Source organism: Pantoea sp. X-Soil-TKNS-1279 (assembly GCF_059730565.1).
The window spans coordinates 2766902-2792398 of the sequence record NZ_AP035948.1; the positions used below are offsets into that span (position 1 = coordinate 2766902).

The 25497-nt window shown below is 56.1% G+C and carries 24 protein-coding genes; 9 read left to right on the forward strand and 15 right to left on the reverse strand.

Annotated elements, in window-relative coordinates; translation table 11 throughout:
* Positions 1–107: 107 nt before the first annotated feature.
* Complete coding sequence (locus AC6I8N_RS13010) at positions 108–1079, forward strand: fatty acid desaturase (protein ID WP_497829213.1); 972 nt, start codon at positions 108–110, stop codon at positions 1077–1079.
* On the forward strand, positions 1072–1860 hold the full coding sequence (locus AC6I8N_RS13015) for a phosphate/phosphite/phosphonate ABC transporter substrate-binding protein (RefSeq protein WP_208724027.1): 789 nt from the start codon (positions 1072–1074) through the stop codon (positions 1858–1860). Before AC6I8N_RS13010 ends, AC6I8N_RS13015 begins: the two co-directional genes overlap by 8 nt.
* A 2-nt stretch (positions 1861–1862) precedes the next feature.
* On the opposite strand, the gene fusA is transcribed toward AC6I8N_RS13015, so the two are convergent.
* Entirely contained in the window at positions 1863–3959 is a 2097-nt protein-coding gene (gene fusA / locus AC6I8N_RS13020) for an elongation factor G (RefSeq protein ID WP_497829214.1), read from the reverse strand.
* Between the two features lie 202 nt (positions 3960–4161).
* Between fusA and AC6I8N_RS13025 the strand changes: the two genes are divergently transcribed.
* Positions 4162–5073, forward strand: a complete 912-nt coding sequence (locus AC6I8N_RS13025; RefSeq protein WP_497829215.1) for a ketopantoate reductase family protein — start codon at positions 4162–4164, stop codon at positions 5071–5073.
* Between the two features lie 86 nt (positions 5074–5159).
* Here AC6I8N_RS13025 and AC6I8N_RS13030 read toward each other — a convergent pair whose 3' ends face one another.
* Entirely contained in the window at positions 5160–6086 is a 927-nt protein-coding gene (locus AC6I8N_RS13030) for a LysR family transcriptional regulator (RefSeq protein WP_497829216.1), read from the reverse strand.
* Positions 6087–6202: 116 nt separating this feature from the next.
* Between AC6I8N_RS13030 and AC6I8N_RS13035 the strand changes: the two genes are divergently transcribed.
* From AC6I8N_RS13035 to AC6I8N_RS13045, 3 genes are read left to right on the forward strand one after another with little or no spacing between them, the layout of a single operon-like run.
* Positions 6203–7642 (forward strand): NAD-dependent succinate-semialdehyde dehydrogenase, encoded by a 1440-nt coding sequence (locus tag AC6I8N_RS13035; protein ID WP_497829217.1) that lies wholly within the window; start codon positions 6203–6205, stop codon positions 7640–7642.
* A gap of 10 nt (positions 7643–7652) precedes the next feature.
* The gene (locus tag AC6I8N_RS13040) at positions 7653–7985 is read left to right on the forward strand and encodes a carboxymuconolactone decarboxylase family protein (RefSeq protein ID WP_021185921.1); all 333 of its coding nucleotides are present in this window, start codon (positions 7653–7655) and stop codon (positions 7983–7985) included.
* Positions 7986–8002: 17 nt separating this feature from the next.
* Entirely contained in the window at positions 8003–8983 is a 981-nt protein-coding gene (locus AC6I8N_RS13045) for an NAD(P)H-quinone oxidoreductase (protein WP_497829218.1), read from the forward strand.
* A gap of 8 nt (positions 8984–8991) precedes the next feature.
* On the opposite strand, the gene AC6I8N_RS13050 is transcribed toward AC6I8N_RS13045, so the two are convergent.
* Positions 8992–9765: a YdcF family protein gene (locus AC6I8N_RS13050; protein ID WP_021185923.1), complete on the reverse strand. Its 774-nt coding sequence runs from the start codon at positions 9763–9765 to the stop codon at positions 8992–8994.
* 90 nt (positions 9766–9855) lie between these two features.
* Here AC6I8N_RS13050 and AC6I8N_RS13055 point away from each other — a divergent pair, with 90 nt between their 5' ends.
* Positions 9856–10914 carry a LacI family DNA-binding transcriptional regulator gene (locus tag AC6I8N_RS13055; protein WP_497829219.1) on the forward strand — a complete coding sequence of 353 codons (1059 nt, stop codon included), beginning with the start codon at positions 9856–9858 and terminating at the stop codon, positions 10912–10914.
* A gap of 103 nt (positions 10915–11017) precedes the next feature.
* On the opposite strand, the gene tmaR is transcribed toward AC6I8N_RS13055, so the two are convergent.
* From tmaR to dacD, 5 genes are all read right to left on the reverse strand, one after another.
* A complete protein-coding gene (gene tmaR / locus AC6I8N_RS13060; protein ID WP_013509702.1) occupies positions 11018–11338 on the reverse strand; it encodes a PTS system regulator TmaR in 321 nt (106 codons plus the stop codon).
* Positions 11339–11499: 161 nt separating this feature from the next.
* On the reverse strand, positions 11500–12558 hold the full coding sequence (locus AC6I8N_RS13065) for an FUSC family protein (protein ID WP_497829220.1): 1059 nt from the start codon (positions 12556–12558) through the stop codon (positions 11500–11502).
* Between the two features lie 171 nt (positions 12559–12729).
* Positions 12730–12993 (reverse strand): GyrI-like domain-containing protein, encoded by a 264-nt coding sequence (locus AC6I8N_RS13070; RefSeq protein WP_497829221.1) that lies wholly within the window; start codon positions 12991–12993, stop codon positions 12730–12732.
* Between the two features lie 5 nt (positions 12994–12998).
* Positions 12999–13190: a hypothetical protein gene (locus tag AC6I8N_RS13075; protein ID WP_497829222.1), complete on the reverse strand. Its 192-nt coding sequence runs from the start codon at positions 13188–13190 to the stop codon at positions 12999–13001.
* A gap of 56 nt (positions 13191–13246) precedes the next feature.
* The gene (dacD, locus tag AC6I8N_RS13080) at positions 13247–14413 is read right to left on the reverse strand and encodes a serine-type D-Ala-D-Ala carboxypeptidase DacD (RefSeq protein WP_208724020.1); all 1167 of its coding nucleotides are present in this window, start codon (positions 14411–14413) and stop codon (positions 13247–13249) included.
* Positions 14414–14609: 196 nt separating this feature from the next.
* Between dacD and sbcB the strand changes: the two genes are divergently transcribed.
* Positions 14610–16031: an exodeoxyribonuclease I gene (gene sbcB, locus AC6I8N_RS13085; protein WP_497829223.1), complete on the forward strand. Its 1422-nt coding sequence runs from the start codon at positions 14610–14612 to the stop codon at positions 16029–16031.
* 33 nt (positions 16032–16064) lie between these two features.
* Here sbcB and AC6I8N_RS13090 read toward each other — a convergent pair whose 3' ends face one another.
* From AC6I8N_RS13090 to ltnD, 5 genes are all read right to left on the reverse strand, one after another.
* Complete coding sequence (locus tag AC6I8N_RS13090) at positions 16065–17417, reverse strand: GntP family transporter (RefSeq protein WP_208724018.1); 1353 nt, start codon at positions 17415–17417, stop codon at positions 16065–16067.
* A gap of 121 nt (positions 17418–17538) precedes the next feature.
* The gene (locus AC6I8N_RS13095; RefSeq protein ID WP_208724017.1) at positions 17539–18318 is read right to left on the reverse strand and encodes an HPr family phosphocarrier protein; all 780 of its coding nucleotides are present in this window, start codon (positions 18316–18318) and stop codon (positions 17539–17541) included.
* Positions 18318–18944 (reverse strand): 3-oxo-tetronate 4-phosphate decarboxylase, encoded by a 627-nt coding sequence (gene otnC, locus AC6I8N_RS13100; protein WP_021185932.1) that lies wholly within the window; start codon positions 18942–18944, stop codon positions 18318–18320. The genes AC6I8N_RS13095 and otnC overlap by 1 nt, the downstream gene beginning before the upstream one ends.
* Positions 18941–20203 carry a 3-oxo-tetronate kinase gene (otnK, locus tag AC6I8N_RS13105; RefSeq protein ID WP_497829224.1) on the reverse strand — a complete coding sequence of 421 codons (1263 nt, stop codon included), beginning with the start codon at positions 20201–20203 and terminating at the stop codon, positions 18941–18943. Before otnK ends, otnC begins: the two co-directional genes overlap by 4 nt.
* 2 nt (positions 20204–20205) lie before the next feature.
* The gene (gene ltnD / locus AC6I8N_RS13110; RefSeq protein WP_497829225.1) at positions 20206–21114 is read right to left on the reverse strand and encodes an L-threonate dehydrogenase; all 909 of its coding nucleotides are present in this window, start codon (positions 21112–21114) and stop codon (positions 20206–20208) included.
* A 259-nt stretch (positions 21115–21373) separates the two neighbouring features.
* On the opposite strand from ltnD, the gene ygbI reads away from it, so the two are divergent.
* Positions 21374–22135 (forward strand): DNA-binding transcriptional repressor YgbI, encoded by a 762-nt coding sequence (gene ygbI / locus AC6I8N_RS13115; protein ID WP_036627653.1) that lies wholly within the window; start codon positions 21374–21376, stop codon positions 22133–22135.
* 81 nt (positions 22136–22216) lie between these two features.
* Here ygbI and AC6I8N_RS13120 read toward each other — a convergent pair whose 3' ends face one another.
* Together AC6I8N_RS13120 and AC6I8N_RS13125 are read right to left on the reverse strand one after the other, a co-directional pair.
* Positions 22217–23575: an APC family permease gene (locus AC6I8N_RS13120; protein ID WP_497829226.1), complete on the reverse strand. Its 1359-nt coding sequence runs from the start codon at positions 23573–23575 to the stop codon at positions 22217–22219.
* A 369-nt stretch (positions 23576–23944) separates the two neighbouring features.
* Positions 23945–25363, reverse strand: coding sequence for a glutamine synthetase family protein (locus AC6I8N_RS13125; RefSeq protein ID WP_497830694.1), 1419 nt, complete (start codon positions 25361–25363; stop codon positions 23945–23947).
* Positions 25364–25497: the final 134 nt, after the last annotated feature.

Here is a 25497-nt window from a genome sequence, read left to right on the forward strand (position 1 = left end):
CATCAAGTTTTTCGACATAAGTAAGAAAATTAAGGTCTTTGTGTTTTTTTTGACCTTGCCGCATCGTCTGGCGACACCCTTTCAGCCAGCAGGACAATGTCGCCATCATGCCCAAAGGTTCTTCCGCCTATATCAACGCACAACAACGTGAACAGGTTCATCAACTGGCGCGTAGCTGGTTATGGCGCAGTGAACTGCCAACCTGGCTGCTGATGCTGGCGGTGTATGGTGGTTGGTTTGGCACGTTATTTTTCGGGCAACAACTTGGCTGGCTGCCGACAACGTTGCTGATGATTATCTTTACCACCTGGTATATGTCGTTGCAGCATGAGTTGATCCACGGCCACCCTACCCGCTGGCCGCGCCTCAATCAGTTGTTCGGCACTCTGCCGCTGGCGGTGTGGTATCCCTATGGTCTGTATCGCGATTCACATCTGGCGCACCATCGTAACCACACCCTGACCGATCCCGATGACGACCCGGAAAGCTATTATCTGACACCGCAACATTGGGCGCGCTTGCAGCCCTGGCAGCGCCGGGTGATCCATCTGCGTAATACGTTCACCGGACGGCTGCTGCTGGGGCCATTGCTGGACATTCTTGCGACGCTGCGAGCGCTGCTGCTGGCGTTTCGTCAGCGCGACAGGCAGGCCATCGTCATGTGGGTGATTCACCTCAGCCTGTTGGCTGGGTTGTTCTGGTGGCTGGCGCAATGGGGTTATTCACCGCTGTGGTTAGTGCTGGCGGTGAGTTATCCGGCGCTGGCGCTGACCAAAGTCCGGTCTTTCTATGAACATCGCGCCGAGGAGGAACCGCTGGCGCGTTCGGTGAATAACGAAGCGGGGCTGGTGTGGCGCGTGCTGTTCCTTAACCTCAACTATCATTCAGTACATCACGATCTGCCGGGCCTGCCGTGGTATGGCCTGCGTCGCGTTTACCTGCTTCATCGCGAGGACTATTTCCAACGCAACCAGGGGTTTCGCGTCGCGGGTTATGGCGAATGGCTGCGACGCTTTTGGGCCAGACCGGTTGCGGTTAACGCCCACCCGGCTCGCAAACAGGATGTACGCCATGACTAAAACGTTTTCCTTACCGATGTACGATATCAACCATGCCACCACCGAAGCGTTGACGGATGCGCTGGTGCAGTTGCTGGCAGCGCGCGGCGTGGCAGCCCGCGTGGCGTGGCACAGCGATCTGCTGCCGCACTGGCGCGATCACGACTTGTTGCTGAGCCAGACCTGTGGCTACCCATTGGTAAAACTGCTGCCGGATGTGCAACTGGTGGGCGCATTTCAATCCAGCGCACCGGGTTGTGAAGGTTTGCGTTATCGCAGTTGGCTGGTGGTTCGCGCCGAGGATGCAGCGCTGACGCTGGCCGATTTTCGTGGTCGCCGGGCGGTGTGCAACAGCGATGATTCGCACTCCGGCTACAACTCGCTGCGTTACGTGGTGGCCCCGCTGGCGCAGCAGGGAAGATTCTTTGCCGAAACAGGTTTCAGCGGCAGCCATCGTCAATCGCTGGCCGCCCTGCGTCATCAGCAGGCGGATATTGCCGCCATTGATTGCATCACCTGGGCATTGTTGCTGCACAATTTTCCCGAGGAGCTGGCCGGGTTAACGATTATTGGTGAAACGCCGTTGTGTGCTGCGCTGCCGCTGATTACCGCCGCCAGCACCGATCAACCGACGCTGGCCGCCTTACGTAGCGCCTTGACGCAGTTGGTGCAGGATGAGGCTTATCGGGAACTGTGCGCAACCAGCCTGATCGGCGGCTTCGCTACGCCGGATCGCGCCTTTTACGATGAAGTGTTGCAGTGGGAACAGCAGGCCGCCACGCGGGGCGTGACGGCGCTGTAAGTTTAATGCCGTGCCGCGATGATCGCGTCGGCGACGTTTTTCGGTGCTTCGGCGTAGTGGTTGAATTCCATGCTGTAGGTTGCACGGCCCTGCGACATCGAACGCAGCGTGGTGGAGTAACCAAACATCTCCGCCAGCGGCACTTCGGCGTGAATAATTCGCGCGCCAAAGCGTTCTTCCATGCCCTGCAAGGTGCCACGGCGTGAAGAGAGATCGCCCATCACGTTACCGGCATACTCTTCCGGGGTTTCCACTTCCACCTGCATTACCGGTTCGAGGATCACCGGATCGGCCTGTTTTGCCGCCGCTTTGAAGCCGAAGATGGCGGCCATGCGGAATGCCATCTCGGATGAGTCGACATCATGATACGAACCAAAGGTCAGGGTGGCTTTGACGTCTACCACCGGATATCCCGCCAGCACGCCGCTGTTCAGTGCTTCACGAATCCCCTTCTCGACCGAAGGAATAAATTCACGCGGCACCACACCGCCTTTGGTCGCATCTTCGAAGGCAAATCCGGCCCCCGGCAGCTGTGGTTCCAGCGTCAGCACCACATGGCCGTACTGACCTTTACCACCTGACTGGCGCACAAACTTACCTTCAACATCGCGTACCGTTTTGCGGATGGTTTCGCGGTAAGTCACCTGCGGGCGGCCAATATTGGCCTCCACGCCAAACTCGCGTTTCATGCGGTCAACGATGATCTCCAGATGCAGCTCACCCATACCGGAAATAATGGTCTGGCCCGATTCTTCATCGGTATGCAGGCGGAACGATGGATCCTCCGCCGCCAGACGCTGCAACGCCAACCCCATTTTTTCCTGGTCGCTTTTGGTCTTCGGCTCAATCGACAGCGAAATCACCGGATCCGGGAAGTCCATACGTTCCAGGGTGATCACCGCATTCGGGTCACACAGGGTTTCCCCGGTCGTGACCTCTTTCAGGCCGACGCAGGCGGCGATATCACCGGCGCGAATTTCTTCGATCTCGATGCGATCGTTCGCCTGCATTTGTACGATACGCCCGATGCGTTCTTTCCGTCCTTTCACCGCATTCCATACGCTGTCGCCTTTACGCAGCACGCCGGAATAGACGCGCACAAAAGTCAGCTGGCCAACGTAGGGGTCGCTCATCAACTTGAATGCCAGCGCCGAGAACGGTTCGTCATCATCAGCATGACGTTCAGCATGTTCGCCGTGCTCATCAATACCCGCCACCGGGGGTACATCCACCGGTGACGGCATCAGCTCAACCACCGCATCCAGCATGCGTTGCACGCCTTTATTTTTAAACGCACTGCCGCACAGCATCGGCTGGATCTCGTTCAGCAAGGTACGCTGGCGCAGACCGGCAATCACCTGCTCCTCGCTCAGGTCGCCCTGCTCAAGATACACATCCATCAAGGCGTCACTGGCTTCTGCGGCGGCAGCCACCATATTTTCACGCCACTCGGCAGCCAGCGCCTGTAATTCGTCCGGGATCGCAGCGTAGCTGAAGGTCATACCCTGCGTGGCATCGTCCCAGTAAATGGCGCGCATTTTGGTGAGATCTACCACGCCGGTAAAGTGCTCCTCGGCACCAATCGGGATCACAATCGGCACCGGATGGGCGTGCAGACGATCTTTCATCATCTGCACCACGCGGAAGAAATCCGCGCCCTGGCGGTCCATCTTGTTGACGAAGGCAATGCGCGGCACATGATATTTGTTGGCCTGACGCCAGACGGTTTCTGATTGCGGCTGCACGCCACCCACGGCGTCATACACCATCACGGCACCATCCAGCACACGCATTGAACGTTCCACTTCGATAGTGAAATCGACGTGTCCGGGGGTATCGATAATGTTGATACGGTGCGGCGCAAAGCTGCCATCCATACCGGGCCAGTAGCAGCTTACCGCTGCCGAGGTGATGGTAATACCTCGCTCCTGCTCCTGTGCCATCCAGTCGGTGGTTGCCGCGCCATCGTGCACTTCACCCAGCTTATGACTCATCCCGGTGTAAAACAGGATGCGCTCGGTGGTGGTAGTTTTACCGGCATCGATGTGCGCGGAAATGCCGATATTGCGATAACGTTCGATGGGTAGCGGTCGGGGCATGATGCGTCCTTAGTCAGTTCGACGGAAAAAGGCGGGCACCATTGCCCGCCGTTGCCAATCAGCTTAGACCTCGCGCAGGAAGAAATGCGAACAGATTGAGCTGTTTTTCATCAGTCCTTTACATGCATACGCATTTGTCCACTGGCATCCCTCAGCGCTGCGTTTTAAGGTAGGGGTCTCATTCACAACGGGAAACACAACCATGCGCATTCTGGTAGTCGGCGCCGGCGCAACCGGCGGGTATTTCGGTGCGCGTCTGGCGCAAGCAGGACGTGATGTGACTTTTCTGGTGCGCGAGCGCCGTTTTCAGCAGTTAAAAGCGAACGGGATGGTGCTGAAAACCCCCGACAGCACCGAAACCCTGCATCCGCAACTGGTACAGGCCGGCACGCTGGACGGCAGCTATGACCTGATTATCCTGACGGTAAAAAGTTTTGGTCTGGCGCAGGCGATGGAAGATATCGCCCCGGCTGTCGGCCCTGACACCCTGATTATGCCAATTCTCAACGGCATGCGGCATATCGATACGTTGCAAAAACGTTTTGGCGACAAGGTGATTGGCGGCCTGTGTAAAATCAACGCCACCCTTGGTGAGAACGGCGAAGTGGTGCAGATGACGCCGCTGCATATCCTGTACTACGGGGCGCTGAACGGCGTGAATGACACACGTCTGCAACGGGTGGATGAGACGTTGCGCGGTGCGCAGTTCAACACCGTGTTTGCCGACAACATCAGCAGTGAGCTGTGGGAGAAGTGGTTGCTGCTGAGTACGCTGGGAGCCGTGTGCTGCCTCGGGCGCGGCAATACTCAGCAAATCCTGACATCACAGGGCGGGGAAGCGTTGTTGCAGGGCATCTTCGGTGAAGTGCTGAAGGTGATCAGCGCCGAAGGCTATCTGGAGCGTCCGGCGGTGACGGCGAAAATTCTTGAGACGCTGAATAATCCGGCCACACCGATGACCTCTTCAATGTACCGTGATCTGACCCAGGGCTTTGATATTGAGGCGGATCAGATCATCGGTGACCTGGTGGCGCGCGCCACGCGCAACGGGGTGGCTACGCCGCTGCTGAATGCGGTGTATGTTAATTTGCAGGTGTATCTGAAGAACCGGTAATCGCCAACCGTAGCGGCGCGGTTTATCGCGCATTTTGCCTGCTGCACAAGGTCAAAAGCGCGCGATAAATCGCGCCGCTACGCCCATTAAATATCCTGCACTGACCAGATCGCCGGGTTGCCAATCCGGGTGCGCAAGGCATCAAGAAACAGGGTGACGCGAGCCGGGGGATGACGTAACGCGCGTAACGCGTAGATCCCGGTTGTCGCCTGCGGCTGTGCCGACCACTCAGGAAAAATCTGCTGCAAAACCCCGACCTTGATATCCTCCCCCACCACCCAGTCAGGGAGATAAGCGATTCCTAGTCCCTCCACCGCCGCCAGACGCATCCCTTCAAAATCATCACAACCAAAAACCGGTGCGGTGTTGGATGCCCGTGTCGGATGCCCCAGCACCGCAGACCAACCCAACAGGTCGGAGCCATGTAATTTGTCGATCAGCCGATGTGCGGCCAGATCGGCCAGCGTGGCAGGTCCCTCGTGCTGCGCCAGATATGCCGGACTGGCGCACAACACGCGGGTCTGAACAGCAATGCGACTGCCAATCAGGGTACTGTCCGCCATATCCCCGATGCGGATCACCAGATCCAGACGTTCCGCTACCGGGTCAGCCAGACGTTCAGTCAGATCCAGCTCCAGCCGTAAATCTGGGTGCTGACGGGCCAGTTCCCCCATCACCGGCAGCACGTAGCGCTTGCCAAAGGTCGGGTAGCAGGCCACGCGCAAAATCCCGGTGACTTCCCCTTTCATCGACGCCAGCTCCTGCTGTGCATCCACCAGCGAATCCAGAATCTGTCTGGCACGGATCAACAAGGCTTCACCGGCATCCGTCAGGGTGAGATGGCGGGTGGAGCGCAGAAACAACGGCGTATCAAGATGCGCTTCCAGTGCATCAATCTGACGACCAATCGACGAGGGGGTACGGCCACGCCGCCGACCAGCAGCGGAAAAACTACTCTCGCGTGCGACGTCAACGAAGACGCCAAGGAACTCGGCAAATTTCTCTGATTGCATCTGTGCATTTCTTGCATAGCTGTTGTGGGGAGAGGCCATCTTATCAGCGAAGCTCGCCGGGCTTAACCTTCTTCTCAACGCAAATCAACAACATCATCCATCTGAGGAAGAAGACCATGCAAAACCCAGCTTATGATTCACTTTACCTGTTCATCAATGGCAAGTGGCTGAACGCCGACGACCGCGATACCGCCGCCGTGGTAAACCCGGCGACTGGCAACGTACTTGGCCGCCTGCCGCTGGCGACCGAAGCTGACCTGGCGCTGGCGCTGGATGTTGCGCGTGACAGCTTTGACGTCTGGCGTCACACCGTTCCCGCTGAACGGGCGCGCATTATGAAGCGTGCAGCGGAACTGATGCGTGAACGCGCTGAGCATATCGCCACGCAGATGACCCTCGAAGAGGGCAAGCCGCTGACCGAGAGCCGTGATGAAGTGCTGCGCGCCGCCGAATACTTCGAATGGTTCGCCGAAGAAGCCCGCCGTATTCATGGCCGCGTGGTGCCCGCCAATCGTCCCGGCGTGCAGCAACTGGTGAAACGTCAGGCCATTGGCCCGGTCGCCGCCTTCACCCCGTGGAACTTCCCGGCTATCACCCCGGCACGCAAGTTGTCTGCCGCGCTGGCTGCGGGATGCAGCGTGATTCTGAAACCCGGTGAGGAAAGCCCGGCAACGGCACTGGCGCTGGCGCGCTGTCTCGACGAGGCCGGCCTGCCAAAAGGGGTGCTGCAAATTGTCTTTGGCGTACCGGATAAAGTCTCTTCTCAGCTCATCGCCTCACCGATCATTCGTAAGGTGGCCTTCACCGGTTCGGTTCCGGTCGGTCGTCTGCTGTCAGAACGTGCTGCCGCCGGGGTAAAACCCATCACGCTGGAGCTGGGGGGACACGGTCCGGTATTGGTGTTTGCCGATGCCGATATCGATGCCGCCGCAACCGGGGGCGCCGCTAACCGCTTCCGTGGCACCGGCCAAATCTGTATCTCTTCCACCCGCTTTCTGATCCAGCGTCCGGTATATGAACACTTTGTCGCGGCCTTTGTCGCCGCAACCGAGAAGCTGGTGATTGGTGACGGTATGGCGGCAGGAACGCAGGTTGGCCCGCTGGCGAATCAACGTCAGCTGGAGAAGATGGAATTGCTGGTGGCGGATGCCGTCGCCCAGGGGGCAAAAGTACTGATCGGCGGCAAACGTATTGCGGGTCCCGGTTATTTCTTCCAACCCACCGTGCTGGCGGAAGTGCCGATGAGCGCCCGCATCATGCATGAAGAACCGTTTGGCCCGATTGCCGTGATGCGCCCCTTCGACGCGCTGGAAGACGGCCTGGCAGAAGCCAATCGCCTGCCCTACGCACTGTCTGCCTATGCCTTTACCCGTGATGCCCGTACCGCCATTGATGTCGGCGATGGCCTCGAAGCCGGGATGATCGGCATCAATCAGTACCGCATCATTGCGACCGAGTTGCCGTTCGGCGGAATGAAGGAGAGCGGCCACGGCTCTGAAGGCGGTACCGAAGGCATTGAACATTACCTGACCAATAAATTTATCAGCCAGATTTAAGGAGATGACCATGAAACCGATTGATTTCACCAGCCCGCGCGCTGCCGCTCGTCCGTTTACCCCGAAACTGGCGGACTTTGTTGAACAGCCGCTGTATTCAGACGTCTGGAAAGATGCGGATCTGGCCCCGCGCGACCGCAGCCTGATCACCATCGCCTGTCTGATTGCACTGAACCACGCCAATGAGCTGCCCGCGCATTTACGCCGTGGTATCGAAAATGGCCTGACCCAAACCGAGTTAAGTGCCGTGATTACCCATATGGCGTTTTATGCCGGTTTCCCGGCCGCCATTACCGCGTCAGCCTATGCCAACGCCACCTTTGCCGATGACCAGAGCAATTGATAATTAAGGAAAAGACCATGAAAGCCATTACATTTGATCAGTTTGGACCGCCCGAGGTGTTAACCCTGACCGAGGTTGCAGAACCGGTTCTGCGCCCACAGGATTTACTGGTGCGCACCCGCGCCGCCGGGGTTAACCGGGCCGATCTCACCCATCGTCGTGGCGGCTATGGCCGCCCTGACTTCGGGGATTCCACCCTGATGGGGCTGGAAATCGCCGGTGATGTGATTGCCGTCGGTGCCGAAGTTTCCGGTTACAAGGTCGGTGACCGCGTAATGGGTATCGTTGGCGGTGGGGCTTACGCCGAAGTGGCGCGCATTGATTACCGTATGGCAATGCCGATCCCTGACAGCCTGAACTACGTCCAGGCGGCGGCCATCACCGAAGTGTTTGTCACCGCCAATGAAGCGCTGGTGAATCTCGGTAAATTGCAGGCAGGCGAGACAGTGTTAATCCATGCAGGGGCGGGTGGCGTGGGTGGTGCGGCGGTACAACTGGCGCATGCCATCGGGGCAACGGTGATCACCACGGCCCAGGCCAGCGCTCATCAGTTGGTACGTCGTATGGGGGCAGATTATGTTATCGATTATGTGCATGAGGATTTCGCCACGGTGGTCGACAGCCTGACGGAGAAACGCGGTGTCGATTTGATCCTCGACTTTATCGGTGCGCCCTACTTCGAACGTAACGTTAATGCGCTCAACTTCGGCGGTCGCCTGGTGCAGATTGGTATTATGGGCGGCATCGAAAATGCCAAAATTCCACTGGATCGGCTGCTGTATCGCCACCTGCAAATTTTCGGCACGGTGATGAAATCGCGCAGTCAGGAGGTCAAACACGCGATGTCACAACGCTTCCGTGAACGCTGGTTATCCGAATTTGGCAAGCAGGGACTGGCACCGATTATCGACAGTGTCTATCCCCTTGCTGAAGCAGCGGCGGCCCATCAGCGCATGGAAGAGGGCCTTAACGTCGGGAAAATCGTGTTGACGGCGTAGAAGGTTAATTATCCATTGATGCGCGACTGCACCCCTGGCAGGCGCATCAATCTTTGCCAGCCCGCTTCGACCGCATCCGGGACATCAACATGACCGAAGAACCCTTTGCCGCGCGGGCCATAGCCGTTTTCATCATCACGCAGACGCTGCACTTCCCCCATCAGCAACGACAGAAAACGTTCCATTGACCACAACCCCTGCGGTGGCGCGCCGATAATACGCAGCATACCGGCATCCATCATCACCTGCGGGGTAAACACCGGCCAGCTGATAAACTCAGGCGCATCGTCACGATCGCGCCACTGCCAGCGGAAGGTTTCCCAGGTACGACGCTGCATCAGCGGATCCTGCACCAGAATCACCCGCTGCGGCTGCCACGCCAGTTTGTCCAATAACTGCTGGCTGAAGGCCGCATTTTCGCCACAGTTGCGCGATTTCTCTTCCAACAACAGTTGGTCGTCCGGCAACGCGGCAAACAGACGCGCCATATCGCCCAGCATCTCTGCTTCGCTTTTACCCTGAGTCGCGATTTGCCGGTACAACGGATGCGCCGCCATCATTTGCGCCAGCAGTGGCGTGGAGTGACCGATACCGCCGCTGATGAGCAAAGGGAGCTGATATTTTTTGGCCAGTGCGACCACACCTTCAATATTCGGCAGCACCGCATGTCCGGCCAGAATGGCTAAATCGGCCTCCAGCGTACCCTCCTGCGGAATATGATCCAGCGCCAGCCATGCCGCCAGCGTATTGATATCCTGAATATGTTCACCATTGAGCTTCATGCTGTTCTCCTTAGGTTTTCATCCTGGCTTAAGACCTCGCCGAAGGGAAAAAATTTGCTACACTCGCAGCTTCATCTTCAGGAGAGATCAATGACTTCGCGCTCCGTAACCCTCGATGACGTTGCCCAACTGGCGGGGGTTTCTTACCAGACTGTCTCCCGCGTGCTTAACCGCGCCGCACAGGTTTCTCCCCGCACCCGCGCCAAAGTGGAAGCGGCGATGCAGCAACTCAACTATGTGCCGAACCGGGTGGCGCAGCAACTGGCAGGTAAAGCCACGCGCACGCTGGGGCTGGCAACCAGCGATCTGGCGCTGATGGCTCCGGCGCAGATTGCCTCCGCCATCCAGCAACGCGCGACAGCGCTCGGTTACCATCTGGTGATTGCAATGACCGCAGGCAATGCGCAGGACACGGTTAATGAGCTGCTGGCCCAGCGGGTCGATGCGCTGCTGATCAACCTGCCGCTGGATGCGGCGAAAGCGGAGCAAATCCAGCAGCAGTGTGGCACAAAACCCGCGCTGTTTCTTGATGTGGAACGCCATGCCAGGGTAACGCAATGCCAGTTTCTGAGCGAGTCCGGTGCGCGTCAGGCGGTGGATCATCTGGTGGCGCTCGGCCATCGCCAGATTGGTGTATTGAATGGCCCGACGAGTTCCGCCTCAGCACGCAGCCGCTTTCTGGCCTGGCAACAGGCGCTGGCAGCTCATCAACTGGAAGCCTGTTGCGTGCTGGAGGGGGACTGGAGCGCGGCATCGGGTTATCAGGCCTTACTTAGTTTGTTGCCTCACACGCTGCCGCAGGCGCTGTTGGTGGCGAACGACCAGATGGCGCTGGGCGCGATGCGCGCGCTGCACCAACATGGCGTACGGATTCCCGGCGAAATATCGTTGATTGGCTATGATGACACCGCAGAGAGCGCCTGGTACCAGCCGCCCCTCACCACGGTGCGTCAGGATTTACAGCAGTTGGGCGCGGAAAGTGTGGATCACCTGCTGGCACGACTCAATGACGTCAGCGCTGAAATGCCATCGCTGGAAACCCAATTGGTGATCCGGGAAACCACCGCTGCACCGCAGCAAAACGGGCTGGATGCGGCAGAGGTGGCGTATCAGTTGCAGGCGCTGGCCCGGCGGCTAATGCGCAACTAACCCTCACCCCGGCCCTCTCTCGCAAGACGGTAGAGGGAGATGTGCAATATGTTAGTGAGTGCAGTATCGGCAAAAAATTCAGGGGCCAAATGGCCCCTGAATCTTATTGCGGTTTAGGTTCGCCCATCGCTTTGAGCTTTTTCGACAGCTCGCGACGCTCTTTGGAGAGGTCGGCGTTTTTAATGATGTATTCGTCAACGCGATCTTCATAATCCACGCGCATGCTGGCGATAATTTCCTGAATCGCCTCAACGCTCATGCCCGGTTTGATGTATTCGCTCAGGTTGTCCAGCAGCAACACACGTTTCTGGTTATCACGGATTTTCTTTTCGTTATCCGTAATTTCGCGCTGTAGTTTGTTTTTACGACGAAACATACGCACAAACTCCAGAACGTCCTGAAATGATTGCTTGGCATTTTCCATGTTGGCACCTTTCTTAGGGCCTGCTTGAGCAGGCGAGATAGTCATAACCTTTAGCTTAGCGGCTTGCCAGCCCTGTAAGCAATTCTCACATCTAAAATCGGACTGGCACTTATCTTAGCGCAAAGAAAGGGCGATTCACATTAAGTCATTGCCCCGGAAAACTATTTACGTAACGCCAGCCTTACCAGATCGGTCATACGCTCCAGTTGGCGCGCCTGTTCCAGACTCAGCCAGACGTAGCCGTAGATCGAGGTGGTTTCCAGTTGCTTGCTGCCAGTGGCAATCAACTGCTCCAGCTCCTGCATGATGCTGCCCAGCTCGTGGCTGTTGGCCGTCACCTGCTCCGTCTCCCCTTTCACCATTAACGCCGCCAGCGCGTTCAGGGTGTTTTCCGTCATTTGCTGCGTGCGGCGCAGGGTCGGTGCGTTGAGCAGCAAATAGTGGCTTTCGCGTGACGCCCACCACGCATCAATTTGCATCTGCATGGTGTTAACCATATTACGGTTAATGGTCTGAATGGCTTCAAACACCGATTTGGGAATGCGTGTCTCTTTACTGGCGGGTTCCAACAAGGCACGCATCTTGATCACATTGGTGAGTAGCTTCTGAAACGGTTTGTTCAGGCGCGGCTTATCCACCAGGTTAGCTGAGAAGCCGGTATGATGAATTTTCGCCATGCTGATAAAGGCGTCCGACAACTGGATGCGCCAGTGGGTATAAGCGCGCTGCGCCCAGATAGCAGTAAACAGCAGCGCCATCAGCGATCCGAGAATCACATCGCCACCACGCCATAACGCGACGGTGAAATCCCCTGCCGGTGCGCCAACCACGACGCTGAGGGTGATACCAATTAACAACGCCATATACGGATGTTTGCCGAGAGTGAGATAACCACAAATCACCATCGCCGCAAAACACCACACCAGCATCACGGGCAAGGATATCAACTCCAGCTTCAGCGCGATCAAGCCGGAGATCGCCCCGGCAAAGGTGCCAATGATGCGCTGTACTACGCGCGGAAAGACATTACCCCAGGTCGAGATTGGCCCCATCACCACCACCAGCGTAATCAGTGGCCAGGTGCCTTCCGGAATGTCAGTCAGACGGACAAACAAAAAGCTCAGGACAAAAGCGATAGCGATACGCACGCCGTGTACGGCGCGATAGTGGCGGTAGAACCAGAACTCAATCGACGAAATGGGCTTGTCAGCGCGTAACATGATTATCCGGGTACGGGAAAATTTTGCGCGCTATGTTACCCTGGCGAAACCAGATCCCTTAACACCTGACACGCGTTTTTCCTGACTTTTTGACCACTGCTTACAAAAATCAACATCAACGCAACATCAAATTTCCCCAATAGAAACATAGATGTAACGCCAGCCCCTTTTTTAGCGGGGCCGAACCGGGATGTACATGTTCAGTAGCCAGTTACCACTTTGCGATCCATCCGAAAGATAGTGTTCATAACAGGGACGATTATCCACCTGCCAGTCACTGCGCGCCTGCAATTGTGCAAAAAATTCATTCCAGGCAGCGAAGAAATCGTTGTTCAGCACTTCCGTGCAGGTGTGGAAATAATGGCCGCCGGCCAGAGTGCCATGCTGAATATCGCCACCCGCTGCCAGCGCATAATCGGCCGGGACGGTCAGCACCGTTTCTACCCTGAGTTCTTCCGGGGCAGCTCCTGCGGATTGCCATAATAAATGGCCATCCACTCGCCTGACAGGCCGTGACGCGCGGCCCAGACTTTAAGCTGAGCAAAGCCCTGTGGCACCGTCTCCTGCCACGGACCTTGCAGATGATAACCGACCCAGTGTTGCGCCGGACGTTCAACGACAGATGTTTTCATGATTGACCTCGATATCAGCGACACTCTACGGCACTGATACCGAAGTTAGTTCATGCTTACAGTTTTTGCTTCAGGTAATCTTCAATGCGCGTCACGATACCCGCTTTATTGACCGCGTTGAGCGCGTAAAGCGGATAGCTCGCCAGCTGTTTATCTTTGTCCATCACCTGAATCTCGCCGATCTGTTCATTGGCCTTTAACGGCGCTTCCAGATCCTTACGATCGATAACGTATTTGGCTTTAACGTTTTGCACTTCGCCGCGCGGCAGTGACAGGTAGATATCCTGGGTGGTACCTACATCAACCTGATGCGGATTGCCGTACCAGACGTTTTCCGTGCCGATTTTTTTCCCGGCATGGAACAACTGGACGGTGTCGAAGTTATTTTGTCCCCAGACCAGCAGCTTACGCGCCTGTTCTTCACGCCCTTTGGAGCTTTTGCCGCCCATGATCACCGCAATCAGCCGATGCTGACCAACGATGTTTGACGCGATGATGTTAAAACCGGCGGTTTCGGTGTGGCCGGTTTTCAGGCCATCGACGTGCAGGTTGTTATCCCACAGTAATCCGTTGCGGTTGTTCTGCGTAATACCGTTCCAGGTGAGGGTTTTCTCGCTGTACATGGCATAGAAATCGGGTTCGCCACTGATGATGGCGCGTGACAGTACCGCCAGGTCGCGCGCGGTGGTGTGCTGACCGGGTGCATCCAGACCGTGGACGGTTTCAAAATGGGTATGGGTCAGGCCGAGCTTTTGCACGTAGCTGTTCATCATGGTGACGAAGTTTTGTTGGCTGCCCGCGACGTAGTCGGCCAGCGCCACACAGGCATCGTTACCGGAATCGATGATCACGCCACGGCTCAGATCACGTACCGTGACCTTATCGCCGGGTTTGAGAAACATCAGCGAGGAACCTTTGAATACCGGGTTGCCGGCCGCCCAGGCATCTTTACCCACTGTCACCACATCGTCACGGCTGATTTTGTGTTGGTCGATGGCACGATCCACCACATAGCCAGTCATCAGCTTGGTGAGGCTGGCCGGGTTGCGCTCCTCATCGGGATTCCCGGCGGTGAGAATCTGTCCGGTTGTGGCGTCCATCAGTACCCAGGAAGCCGCATCAATCGCCGGAGGCGTCAGGGGGAACGGCATGCTGTCGTCAGCCTGCGCCAGCGATGCCCAAACAATCATTCCAGAAACAGTAACCAGCAGACGCCTTTTCAACACTTCTTCCTCAAAAAATGAATTTACCGCCGCACGTTTTACGGCAAATGGCTTTAAGAGGTTTGAATAAATTGAAAAAAAGTATGAACTGAGGACAAATTCTGCGCGCTGGCACGCAGACCCCGGGAGGAAGGTTGTACTGTGTCAGCCGGGCGACTATCCTGTGCGTTGATTTTTCCATTGCCAGGATAACGCCGTGCCCGCCTCCGACTTCACCTTTTTGTTTCACGATTACGAGACTTTCGGCAAAAGCCCGTCACTCGACCGACCGGCGCAGTTTGCCGGGCTGCGTACTGATAAAGATTTCAATGCCACAGGTGAACCGCAGGTGTTTTATTGCCAGCCAGCGGATGATTATTTGCCGCAACCGGAGGCGGTGATGATCACCGGCATTACGCCGCAAACCGCGCAGGCGCGTGGCGTCACGGAAGCGGCCTTTGCTGAACGTATCCACAGCCTGTTTAGCGAGCCACAGACCTGCGTGGTGGGTTACAACAACGTGCGTTTTGATGACGAAGTCACCCGCAACATTTTCTATCGTAATTTCTTCGATCCTTATGGCTGGAGCTGGCAGAACGGCAATTCTCGCTGGGATCTGCTTGATGTGATGCGTGCCTGCTATGCATTGCGCCCGGAAGGTATTGTCTGGCCGGAAAATGATGACGGCTTCCCCAGCTTTAAGCTGGAACATCTGACCAAAGCCAATGGCGTGGCACACGAGCAGGCGCATGATGCGATGTCTGACGTTTACGCCACATTAGCGATGGCGAAGCTGGTCAAAGAGAAACAACCAAAATTGTTTGAGTTCCTGTTTACTCATCGTAATAAACAGAAACTGATGACGTTGATCGATATTCCGCAAATGAAGCCGCTGGTGCACGTTTCGGGAATGTTTGGTGCGGCACGCGGCAATACCAGTTGGATCGTGCCGCTGGCGTGGCATCCGGATAACCGTAACGCGCTGATTGTGGCTGATTTGGCGGGGGATATGAGCCCGCTGTTGACGCTGTCGCCAGATGAATTGCGTGAGCGGCTGTATACCCGCCACACCGAGCTGGGCGACCTCGCGGCGGTGCCCATCAAACTAGTGCATATCAACAAATGCCCGGTGCTGGCCCCGGCGAATACCCTGCGCCCGGAAGATGCGGAACGCCTGAATATCGATCGTCAGCACTGCCTCGCCAACCTCGCCCTGCTGCGCCAGCATGCAGAAGTGCGCGAAAAAGTGGTGACGTTGTTTGCCGAAGCCGAGCCTTTTACCCCCTCGGATGATGTGGATGCGCAGCTCTACAACGGATTTTTCAGCGATGCCGATCGTGCAGCGATGAATATCGTGCGCCAGACGCCGCCGCAGAATTTACCGGCGCTGGATTTAACCTTTGATGACAAGCGTATCGCGAAGTTGTTGTTTCGTTATCGGGCGCGCAATTTCCCCGGTACGCTGGATGACACCGAGCAGCAACGCTGGTTACAGCATCGTCGCGAAGCGCTGAATGCTGAACGCGTGCAGGCGTTTCTGCTGGAGCTGGAGTCGTTGGCGAGTTTGCATGAAGGGAATGCGGAGAAGCTGGGTTTGTTGAAAGCGCTGTATTTGTACGCGCAGGAGCTGGTTTCTTAGTCAAGAGCGGGCGGATGCCCGCTCTCACCTCAGTTAGATCAACGCCCACACCAGCCAGGTCAGTGCAAAACCGCTTAGCCCCATCAATGTGGTCAGGACTGTCCAGGTCTTCAGGCCATCGGCGACGGACAGCCCCAGATAACGGGTCACTACCCAAAATCCGGCATCATTCACATGTGACAAGCCGAGGCCACCAAAACAGGCTGCCAGCGTCACCAGCACACGCTGCATATCGGTGACATCACCGACCGCCTGACTCAGCAGGCCACTGGTGGTGAGAATTGCCACGGTGGCGGAACCCTGCGACGCACGCAGCGCCAGCGACAGAATGAATGCGGCCGGAACCAATGGCAGGTGGAGTGTCTCCAGCGTTACCGCCAGCGCTTTGCCCACGCCTGACTCGACCAGCACTTTACCAAAAGCGCCACCCGCGCCGGCGACCAGAATGACACTGGCGGAACTGGGGATCGCGCGGCCGGTCAAATCTTCCAGTTTGTCCTTGCTCCAGCCACGACGCACGCCGAGCAACCATGCTGCCAACGCCAGGGCAATCAACAGCGCAATCGGTGGGGTGCCGATGACGGTCATAATTGACCGTAAAACACTGCCCTCAGCCAGCATGGAGTGTGACAGGGTACCCAGCACAATTAATACAATCGGCACCACGATCAAACCAGCAATGGTCATCGCGCCCGGAGGGGTTTCCTGGGTGCTGGTCGTCCCTTCTGGTTTTGCCAGTTGCAATTGTTCCAGTACATCAACGGACAGATGGTACTGACGGCGATTCATCATTTTCGCCACGTAGTAACCAACAATGCCGACCGGGATGGAGATCAGAATACCGAGCATCATCAGCCAGCCCATATCGGTATGCAGTATGCCCGCCGCTGCCGCCGCCCCTGGATGGGTTGGCAATGCCACATGCACCGTCAACATCACACCGGCCATCGGCAGACCAAACTTCACGGGCGAGACGCGTGCCACTTTGGTGAAACCGTAAATAAGTGGGATAACGATGATAAAGCCCACTTCGAAAAATACCGGAATACCGAGGATAAATGCCGCCATTGTCAGCGCAGCGACGGTACGTTTCATACCCAGCGTTTTACTGAAACGCTGGGCCAGCGACTCCGCGCCGCCAGAGGCTTCAATCACTGCGCCGAGCATCGCCCCCAGCACGATAATAATGGTGATATGTCCCAGCAGGCTGCCCATGCCGCTATAAATGGTCTCCATGATTTTTTCCGCCGGGATACCGGTAGCAATCGCCACCAGCAGGCTGACAATCAACAGAGCAACAAACGGATGAACTCTGGCTTTAATCACCAGCAGCAGCAGGATCACAATGCTGGCGACAGCGATGGTTAACAACAACGCGGTTGACATGATAGTCCTCTGATTTAATTAGTATATTCGGGTACAGACTTCTCTGGTTCAGGCAAAACAAAGGTTACAAAAGCCCCACGGGGCAACGTGTGTCCTGTGTGTGGGGCGGTAAAACTCAGGGTTATTGTGCGTAAGGTGCGAACCAGCCCAGACCCGCTTCCGTGGTGGTGCGAGGAAAGTATTCACAGCCAACCCAACCGTCGTAACCCACCTCATCCAGCAGGTTGAACAGCCACGGATAGTTGATTTCACCTTCATCCGGCTCATGGCGATGCGGTGCAGAAGCAATCTGGATATGACGATAGCGACCCGCATAGGTCTTAATCAGGTGACTGAGATTGCCATCCACCAACTGCGCGTGGAACAGATCCAATTGGGTGAAAACATTCGATCTGTCGATGCGCTCCATCATCGCCAGCGTCTGGTACTGACTGGCGTAGAGGTAATGCGGTTTGGTTACCGGATTCAGCGCTTCCAACAGCAGGCGAATCCCATGCGGGGCAAAACGTTCAGCTGCGTAATGCATGTTGCTGACAAACGTTGTTTCATACGCCGTACGGTCAGCCCCTGGCGCGACGGTCGCCGCCATCACATGTACCTGCGGGCAGTTGAGCGCCAGTGCATACTCCAGCGCACGATCGATATCCGCGTGCGCCTCCGCTTCGCGGCCCGGAATGGCTGAAACACCCCACTCCCCTGCGGCAACATTGCCTGCGGCGGTATTGAACAGCACCAGTTCCAGTTGATATTTCTCCAGTTCGGCTTTCAGCACCTCTGCCGGGTAGTCATAAGGAAACAGGAATTCAACGGCGCGAAACCCCGCGTTGGCTGCCGCAGCGAAACGTTCCAGAAACGGCACTTCATTGAATTGTGTAGATAAATTAGCAGCAAACTTTGGCATCAGTAATTCCTCAACTCTGCCACTTCGTCATCACTCAGATAACGAATGGCACGATCGCCCAGCGTGAACATCAGGCGTGCCGTTTCTTCCAACTCTTCGGTGTTATCCGCCGCTTCGCGTAACGTTTTCCCGACCACCACCGGCCCGTGGTTTGCCAGTAAAAAGGCGCGATAACGTGACGCCAGTTGTGCCAGGTCTTCCGCCAGGCGCTGATCGCCTGGCTTGTAATACGGCACCACCGGCACATCCCCCACGCGCATCACCACATAAGGCGTAAATGGACGGATGCAGTTTTCCGTGTCCAGCCCCTGCAAGCAGGAGAGCGCCGTCAGGTAATGACTGTGCAGATGAACCACCGCTTTGCATTGTGGGTTGTTCAGATAGAGTGCGCGGTGAAAAGCGATCTCTTTTGACGGCTTATCACCGGAAATCCATTCGCCCTGCATCGTCACTTTCGACAGACGGTCGGCCTGTAACTCGCCAAGGCAGGAACCGGTTGGCGTCGCCAACAGGTTGCCATCTTCCAGTAACAGCGACAGGTTTCCTGCCGAGCCGGTCGCGTAACCACGCTGAAAAAACGAGGCGCCGAGTTGCACCATCTCCAGGCGGGCTTGTTGTTCGGTCATGCAGAGAACTCCGTTTGTGCGCGGGCGAAAAATTGTTCATCGCCAAAGTTGCCTGATTTCAGGGCCAGCGACAGCGGTTGATGAATATCACGCACCCAGGGTACGCCGGGTGAAATCGTCGGACCAATGTGGAAGGCGGTCACACCGAGGGTTTGTGCCACCACTCCCGAGGTCTCACCACCGGCCACAATAAACCGCTGCCAGCCGCGTGCCTTCAGCTCACGGGTAACGGCGGCAAACAGCAGCTCAACCGCTTCACTGCTGCGTGCGGCACCGTACTGCTGCTGAATCGCCTGCAACTGCTGTGCATCGGCAGTGGCGTAAAGCAGCGGAGCCAGAGCCTGCTGGCTGTTCGCCGCCACCCAGTCGCACAATTCATCGGCATAGCTGGCCGCATCTTCGAGACAGCGCTCAACCTGCACCTCGAATGAGGGCGCGATCTGGCGATAGGCGTTGACCTGGCGGTTGGTCATTTGCGAGCAGGAACCCGAGATGACAACCGCACGCTGGCCCTGTGGCCGCCCGGCCCACTCCGCTTCGGCCGCATTCTGTTGCGCCGTTGACCAGGCGCGAGCAATACCGATTGCCAGCCCGGAACCGCCGGTCACAAGGCGCATCTCTTTTAAGGCCTCACCCTGGGTCAGCAGGTGTTGCTCATGCAGCGCATCCAGCACCACATAGTTGATACCCTGGGTTTTCAACGTTGCCAGTTGGTCACGCACCACATCTGCGCCTTTATCCAGTTGGCTGGCATTGATCACGGCAGCCTTACCCTGCGCCTGACGCGTCATCAGACGTACCAGGTTGCTATCCGTCATCGGTGTCACCGGATGATGGCGCATGCCGGATTCCGACAGCAGTTGATCAGCGACAAACAGGTAACCCTGATAGACGGTACGGCCATTGACGGGTAAAGAAGGTGAAATCACCGTCTGGCTTTCACCTAATTCAGCCAGCAGTGCATCCGTCACCGGACCGATATTGCCCAGGGCGGTGCTGTCAAAGGTGGAGCAATATTTAAAGTAGAAACGATCGCAGCCCTGCTGCTGCAACCAGCGCAGTGCCGCCAGCGACTGATCAATCGCCTGCTGAGGTGGGCACGAGCGTGACTTCAGGCTGATAACGATCGCCCGTGCACTCAGGCTATCCACACTTTCCGGCACGCCGTTGTACTGAATTGTCGGCAGGCCGTTTTGCACCAGAAAACTGGCGATATCAGTCGCGCCGGTAAAATCGTCAGCAATGACACCTAAACGCATGGTTACTTCCCCTTCGGCTGGGGCAGCGTGATGCCACTGAAGATTTTGATCACCGCACTGTCGTCTTCACGCCCGTAACCCGCGTTGCTGGCTTCGGTAAACATGTTGAGTGCAGTCGAGGCCAGTGGTAGCGGGAAATGCAGGGATTTGGCGGTGTCGGCCACCAGGTTGAGGTCTTTGACAAAGATATCGACCGCTGATTTCGGTGAATAGTCGCCATCCACCACATGACGCATGCGGTTTTCAAACATCCAGGAGTTTCCTGCTGCATTGGTCACGACGTCATACATGGTTTCCAGCGGGATGCCTGCTCGCGCAGCCAGTGCCATCGCTTCTGCACCAACGGCGATATGCACGCCTGCCAGTAACTGATGAACGATTTTCACTGTTGAGCCAAGACCGATGTCGCTACCCACGCGGTAGACTTTCGCGGCAACCGCGTTCAGTACCGGTTGCAGGCGAGCAAAGGCTTCCTCGCTACCGGACGCCATCACCGTCATGTCGCCGGTTGCTGCTTTCGCTGCGCCGCCGGATACCGGCGCATCCAACATCACCAGTTGATGCTGCGCCAGTTGTTGTTCAATGGACTGCGCATCCTGGGCTGAGATGGTGGAGGACACCATGACCACGGTACCGGGTTTCAGTTGTGCCGCCAGACCGTTGTCTCCGAACAGAATCGCTTTAACCTGCGCGGCATTGACCACCAGCAGTAACACCGCATCCAGTTCCTGAGCGAACGCGGCAGCGGAGGTCTGTGCGTCACGCGCGCCGGCCTGACGCAGGGTTTCCAGCGCCTGGGGATTGAGATCAACCCCCCAGGTGTTTAAACCGGCACGAATACAGGACTGCGCCGCGCCCATACCCATCGAACCCAAACCTACTACACAGATATTATTGACGGTTGCTGACACAGCGAACCTCCATTGTTAATTTAAGTGATTATTTGTTCATTGCTGTTAATTCTGCCGCAGACACTGGCGGATAAATGTGCGGAGAATCACAAAAATTAACTTCGACGCATCTCTCATAACAACATTTCACACAGCCACGACGTGGCTTATCCGCAGACTTTTGGCGATTTTTGCTTACATTCCACAGGGATAATATCTACTGCATGTAAAGAGACGATGCTCTACAATGTGAAAAAATGATAATTTCATGGAGGCGATTGTGATTCCGGTTGAACGTCATCAACAGATTTTAGCGCTGGTTGCCGAGCGTGGCGTTGTCAGTATCGCCGAGCTAACCGAGCGGCTGGGGGTATCCCATATGACCATCCGCCGTGATGTGCAGAAGCTGGAGGAACAAGGCGCGGTGCTCTCAGTATCAGGCGGCGTGCGGTCGGCAGACAGACTGGCGGCAGAACCGTCTCATCTGGCAAAAACCAGCATGTACAGCAACGAGAAGATGGCGATTGGCCAGTTGGCGGCGCGTCATATTCCGCGTAATAGTTGCATATACCTTGATGCCGGCACCACCACGCTGGCCCTCGCGCGGGAACTGCTTGACCGGGAGGATTTACTGGTGGTCACCAATGACTTTGTCATCGCGCGTCTGTTGATGGAAAGCAGCAACTGTAAGCTGATCCATACCGGGGGAACCGTTTGTCGGGAAAACCGTTCCAGCATTGGTGCCGCTGCGGCGCGCAGTTTGCGCCAACTGGCGATTGATATCGCGTTCATATCCGCCTCGTGTTGGGGACCGCGCGGATTATTTACCCCTGATGAAGAGAAAGTGCCGGTAAAACAGGCAGCGAGCGATGTCAGTAGCAAGCGGATATTGTTAAGCGACAGTTCCAAGTACAACAAGATTGCCACGCATCTGGCATTGCCGCTGGAACGGATTGATACGCTGATTACGGATAACGAATTGAGTAAAGCGGCGCGCGAGACGTTAAGTTTGGGGAGTTGGGAATTACAGATTGCCGGTTAACGGATGAACGCGATGTCGATGACAAAGGCGCGGTGACCCGCGCCTTTAGGGAAGGTGCGCATTAGCGCGCACCTTGCCGACTTACACTTCTTCGCTGTACTGCGGCACCGGGTTACGGAAGGTGCGCGTAACCACCGCGAGGTAAATAATCCCCACCGCAGCCCAGACCAGACCCAATACCATTGAAGTCTCTTCCAGGTTAATCCACAGCGCGCCAACAGTCATCGCACCCAACACCGGCAGCACCAGATAGTGAATGTGATCTTTCAGCGTTTTATTGCGCTTCTCACGCACCCAGAACTGGGCAATCACCGACAGGTTCACAAAGGTAAACGCCACCAGCGCACCGAAGTTAATCAGCGCGGTTGCAGTAACCAGGTCAAAGTTGATCGCCAGCAGCGCAATGGCACCGACCAGCAGCACGTTCAATGACGGGGTACGCCATTTCGGATGGATATAACCGAAGAAACGCTCCGGGAATACACCATCACGGCCCATCACATACATCAGACGGGAAACACCGGCGTGCGCCGCCATGCCAGATGCCAGCACCGTGACCACCGAGAAGATCAGGATACCAACCTGCAAGGCTTTACCCGCCACAAACAGCATGATTTCCGGCTGTGATGAGTCCGGATTCTGGAAGCGTGAGATATCCGGGAAGTAGAGTTGCAGGAAGTAAGACACCGCAATAAAGATCACGCCACCAATCAACGCGGTGAGGAAAATCGCGCGCGGAATGGTACGTTCAGCGTCTTTGGTCTCTTCCGACAGCGAACTGATGCCGTCAAAGCCGAGGAACGAGAAACACAAAATGGTCGCACCGGTGATCATCGGTACCACATGGGCATCCTGTGACCAGAACGGTTTGCTGCTGGTCAACGTACCTGCGCCAACACCGTGGACAACACCGTAAATCACCATGCCGGTAATCACGATCATCACCAACACCTGCAACACCACAATCACGCTGTTGAAGTTGGCTACGGTTTTGATGCCGCGCAGGTTGGAGAGCGTCATAAAGCCCACCAGCAGCACGACAAAAATCCATGACGGGATCCCCGGCACCAGCGTTTCAAAATAGCTTTTCGCCAGCAGGATGTTGATCATCGGCATGAACAGATAGTCCAGCAGGGATGACCAGCCCACCATAAAGCCAACGTGTGGGCTAATGGCCTTCTGTGCATAGGTATAAGCGGAGCCCGCAGATGGGAAGCGGCGTACCAGCTTACCGTAGCTAATAGCAGTGAACAGAATGGCGATCAGCGCGAACGCATACGCAGTGGCGACGTGGCCGTCGGTCAGACCCGATACGATGCCGAAAGTATCAAACAGGGTCATTGGCTGCATATAGGCCAGGCCCATCATGACCACCGGGATCAGAGTCAGGGATTTTTTCAGATGTGCACGCTGCGGTGCGCCAGAGGTATTAAGCGACATCGTTCAGCCCCCCTACAGCAACAACCTGACTGGGTTGTACCACAGGGAAACTGCGCAAATTGCGACAGGAGGTGGGTTGATAAGCAAGAGTGCTCATCACAGCGCCGTAGTCATCACGAAAGCGAGAACCAGCCAGCGCTGGTGCAGTTGAAAACATCCCCATCTTTTTTCCTCAAAATCTCACGCACAACGCGTGTTTGTAGTGTCTATCTATCCGGATGCGTGTCCGGCCTCGGTTGAAGTAGAGTGAAATCACTATGCAAAAAATAACCGACGCGATAAGCGTCGGTTATGTTGGTATTTTGCAGGGCGCATATTTTGCCTTAATTACTGGCATCAATACAAGATGTTGCGCTAAATCTCCCTGCTTCAGGCGTTCTTCAGCATCCAGTCAATCTCGGTGGCGGTGATAAGTCGCTCAAACTGCATCAGTTCATACTGTTTGCAGCTGTGCCACACCGCACTGAAACGCTCGCCCAGCAGCTTCTGTAGCGGATAGCTGTTCTCAAATTCGTACAGCGCATCGCTCTGACGAATCGGTAGCGCCAGTCCTTCCGCTTCATGGCCGTTGCCTTTCACCGGATGCGGCAACGGCAATTGATTGTCCAGTCCGTGTACAATACCGGCAAGAATGGTTGACACCACCAGGTAAGGATTCGCATCGGCCCCCGCCACGCGGTATTCCACGCGATGATTATCGACATCGCCACAGGGAATGCGCAGCGCCACAGTACGGTTGTTGTGCCCCCATGAGGCCTGAAGGGGGACAAAAGCATCCGGCAGAAAACGACGATAGGCGTTCACGTTGGGAGCCAGCAGTGCCATTGATGCAGGCATTAAATCGATCATGCCTGCCAGCGCACGTTTCAGCAGCGGCGAATCACTACCGTCATCAAGGGAAAAGGCGTTGTGGTCGGCAGCATCCAGCATACTGATATGCACATGCATGCCGCTACCGGCGTACTCTTCATAGGGTTTCGCCATGAAAGTCGCCGTCATGCCGTGATTTTCTGCGACCTGACGAACCAGACGCTTGAGTTGAATTGCGTGATCGCAGGCTTTCAATATATCGCGCGTATGGTGCAGATTGATCTCGAACTGTCCCGGTGAGGCCTCCGCCAGGGCACCATCGGCCGGTATTCCCTGCTGCTTCGCCAGGGAATCAATATCCCGTAACACATCGGCAAAGTGATCAAGGTTATCCACCGAATAGACCTGGCTTTGCATGTTGCGCTCATCGCTACCGGGTGCGCACGGCGGTTGGATATAGCCTTCCGCATCGCGTTTTTTATCGACCAGATAGAACTCCAGCTCTACCGCTACCACCGGAAATAATCCCCGATTGCGCAGTTGTTGCCACAATTGATTGAGGACATTACGGGGTTCAACGTCAAAGGGAGTGCCATCTTGGTTGCACATGGTCAACATCAGTTGCGCGACACGTTGCGGGTCGGCGGCGGAAGGCATTAAAGAACCGGGAACAGGAAAGCAGATATTGTCAGGTTCGCCGAGTGCCTGTCCCAGTCCAGCCTCTTCGACGGTATTACCCAAAATATCCATAGCGAAAACCGAAGCCGGGAAGTAACACCCTTTTTCCAGTTTTGCCAGCGCTGAGACGGGAATGCGCTTACCGCGAAATACCCCATTCAGATCGTTCAGAAGAATATCGACATATTGCGTTTCAGGATGGCGTTCCAGCCAGGTTTTCACCTCCAGCTGGAACGCGCTGGTTCGCTTCTCTTCACTATGTCGCGTGAAGTCTTCTACTTCTACGAGGTTCGTCATGATCCCACCCGCCCTTTACCGTTTGTCAGGTTTGCGCAATGCTCAAAATAACAGCCACAAATCTAAGATAGCTCCTGGAGAAAAAGTGTGCAAATGTAACAAATCTGTTTGAAGATTAGCCAGACGGTTGCTAGATT

Excerpts from the sequence above, each read along its gene's own strand:
- AC6I8N_RS13065 (WP_497829220.1), bottom strand. The coding sequence starts at position 12,558 with ATGTTACGCGCTGACAAGCCCATTTCGTCGATTGAGTTCTGGTTCTAC.
- tmaR (WP_013509702.1), bottom strand. The coding sequence starts at position 11,338 with ATGGAAAATGCCAAGCAATCATTTCAGGACGTTCTGGAGTTTGTGCGT.
- AC6I8N_RS13055 (WP_497829219.1), top strand. The coding sequence starts at position 9,856 with ATGACTTCGCGCTCCGTAACCCTCGATGACGTTGCCCAACTGGCGGGG.
- AC6I8N_RS13035 (WP_497829217.1), top strand. The coding sequence starts at position 6,203 with ATGCAAAACCCAGCTTATGATTCACTTTACCTGTTCATCAATGGCAAG.
- AC6I8N_RS13050 (WP_021185923.1), bottom strand. The coding sequence starts at position 9,765 with ATGAAGCTCAATGGTGAACATATTCAGGATATCAATACGCTGGCGGCA.
- AC6I8N_RS13030 (WP_497829216.1), bottom strand. The coding sequence starts at position 6,086 with ATGCAATCAGAGAAATTTGCCGAGTTCCTTGGCGTCTTCGTTGACGTC.
- AC6I8N_RS13120 (WP_497829226.1), bottom strand. The coding sequence starts at position 23,575 with ATGTCGCTTAATACCTCTGGCGCACCGCAGCGTGCACATCTGAAAAAA.
- AC6I8N_RS13010 (WP_497829213.1), top strand. The coding sequence starts at position 108 with ATGCCCAAAGGTTCTTCCGCCTATATCAACGCACAACAACGTGAACAG.
- fusA (WP_497829214.1), bottom strand. The coding sequence starts at position 3,959 with ATGCCCCGACCGCTACCCATCGAACGTTATCGCAATATCGGCATTTCC.
- AC6I8N_RS13015 (WP_208724027.1), top strand. The coding sequence starts at position 1,072 with ATGACTAAAACGTTTTCCTTACCGATGTACGATATCAACCATGCCACC.
- AC6I8N_RS13025 (WP_497829215.1), top strand. The coding sequence starts at position 4,162 with ATGCGCATTCTGGTAGTCGGCGCCGGCGCAACCGGCGGGTATTTCGGT.
- otnK (WP_497829224.1), bottom strand. The coding sequence starts at position 20,203 with ATGCGTTTAGGTGTCATTGCTGACGATTTTACCGGCGCGACTGATATC.
- AC6I8N_RS13045 (WP_497829218.1), top strand. The coding sequence starts at position 8,003 with ATGAAAGCCATTACATTTGATCAGTTTGGACCGCCCGAGGTGTTAACC.
- AC6I8N_RS13075 (WP_497829222.1), bottom strand. The coding sequence starts at position 13,190 with ATGAAAACATCTGTCGTTGAACGTCCGGCGCAACACTGGGTCGGTTAT.
- AC6I8N_RS13090 (WP_208724018.1), bottom strand. The coding sequence starts at position 17,417 with ATGTCAACCGCGTTGTTGTTAACCATCGCTGTCGCCAGCATTGTGATC.
- AC6I8N_RS13095 (WP_208724017.1), bottom strand. The coding sequence starts at position 18,318 with ATGCCAAAGTTTGCTGCTAATTTATCTACACAATTCAATGAAGTGCCG.
- AC6I8N_RS13040 (WP_021185921.1), top strand. The coding sequence starts at position 7,653 with ATGAAACCGATTGATTTCACCAGCCCGCGCGCTGCCGCTCGTCCGTTT.
- otnC (WP_021185932.1), bottom strand. The coding sequence starts at position 18,944 with ATGACCGAACAACAAGCCCGCCTGGAGATGGTGCAACTCGGCGCCTCG.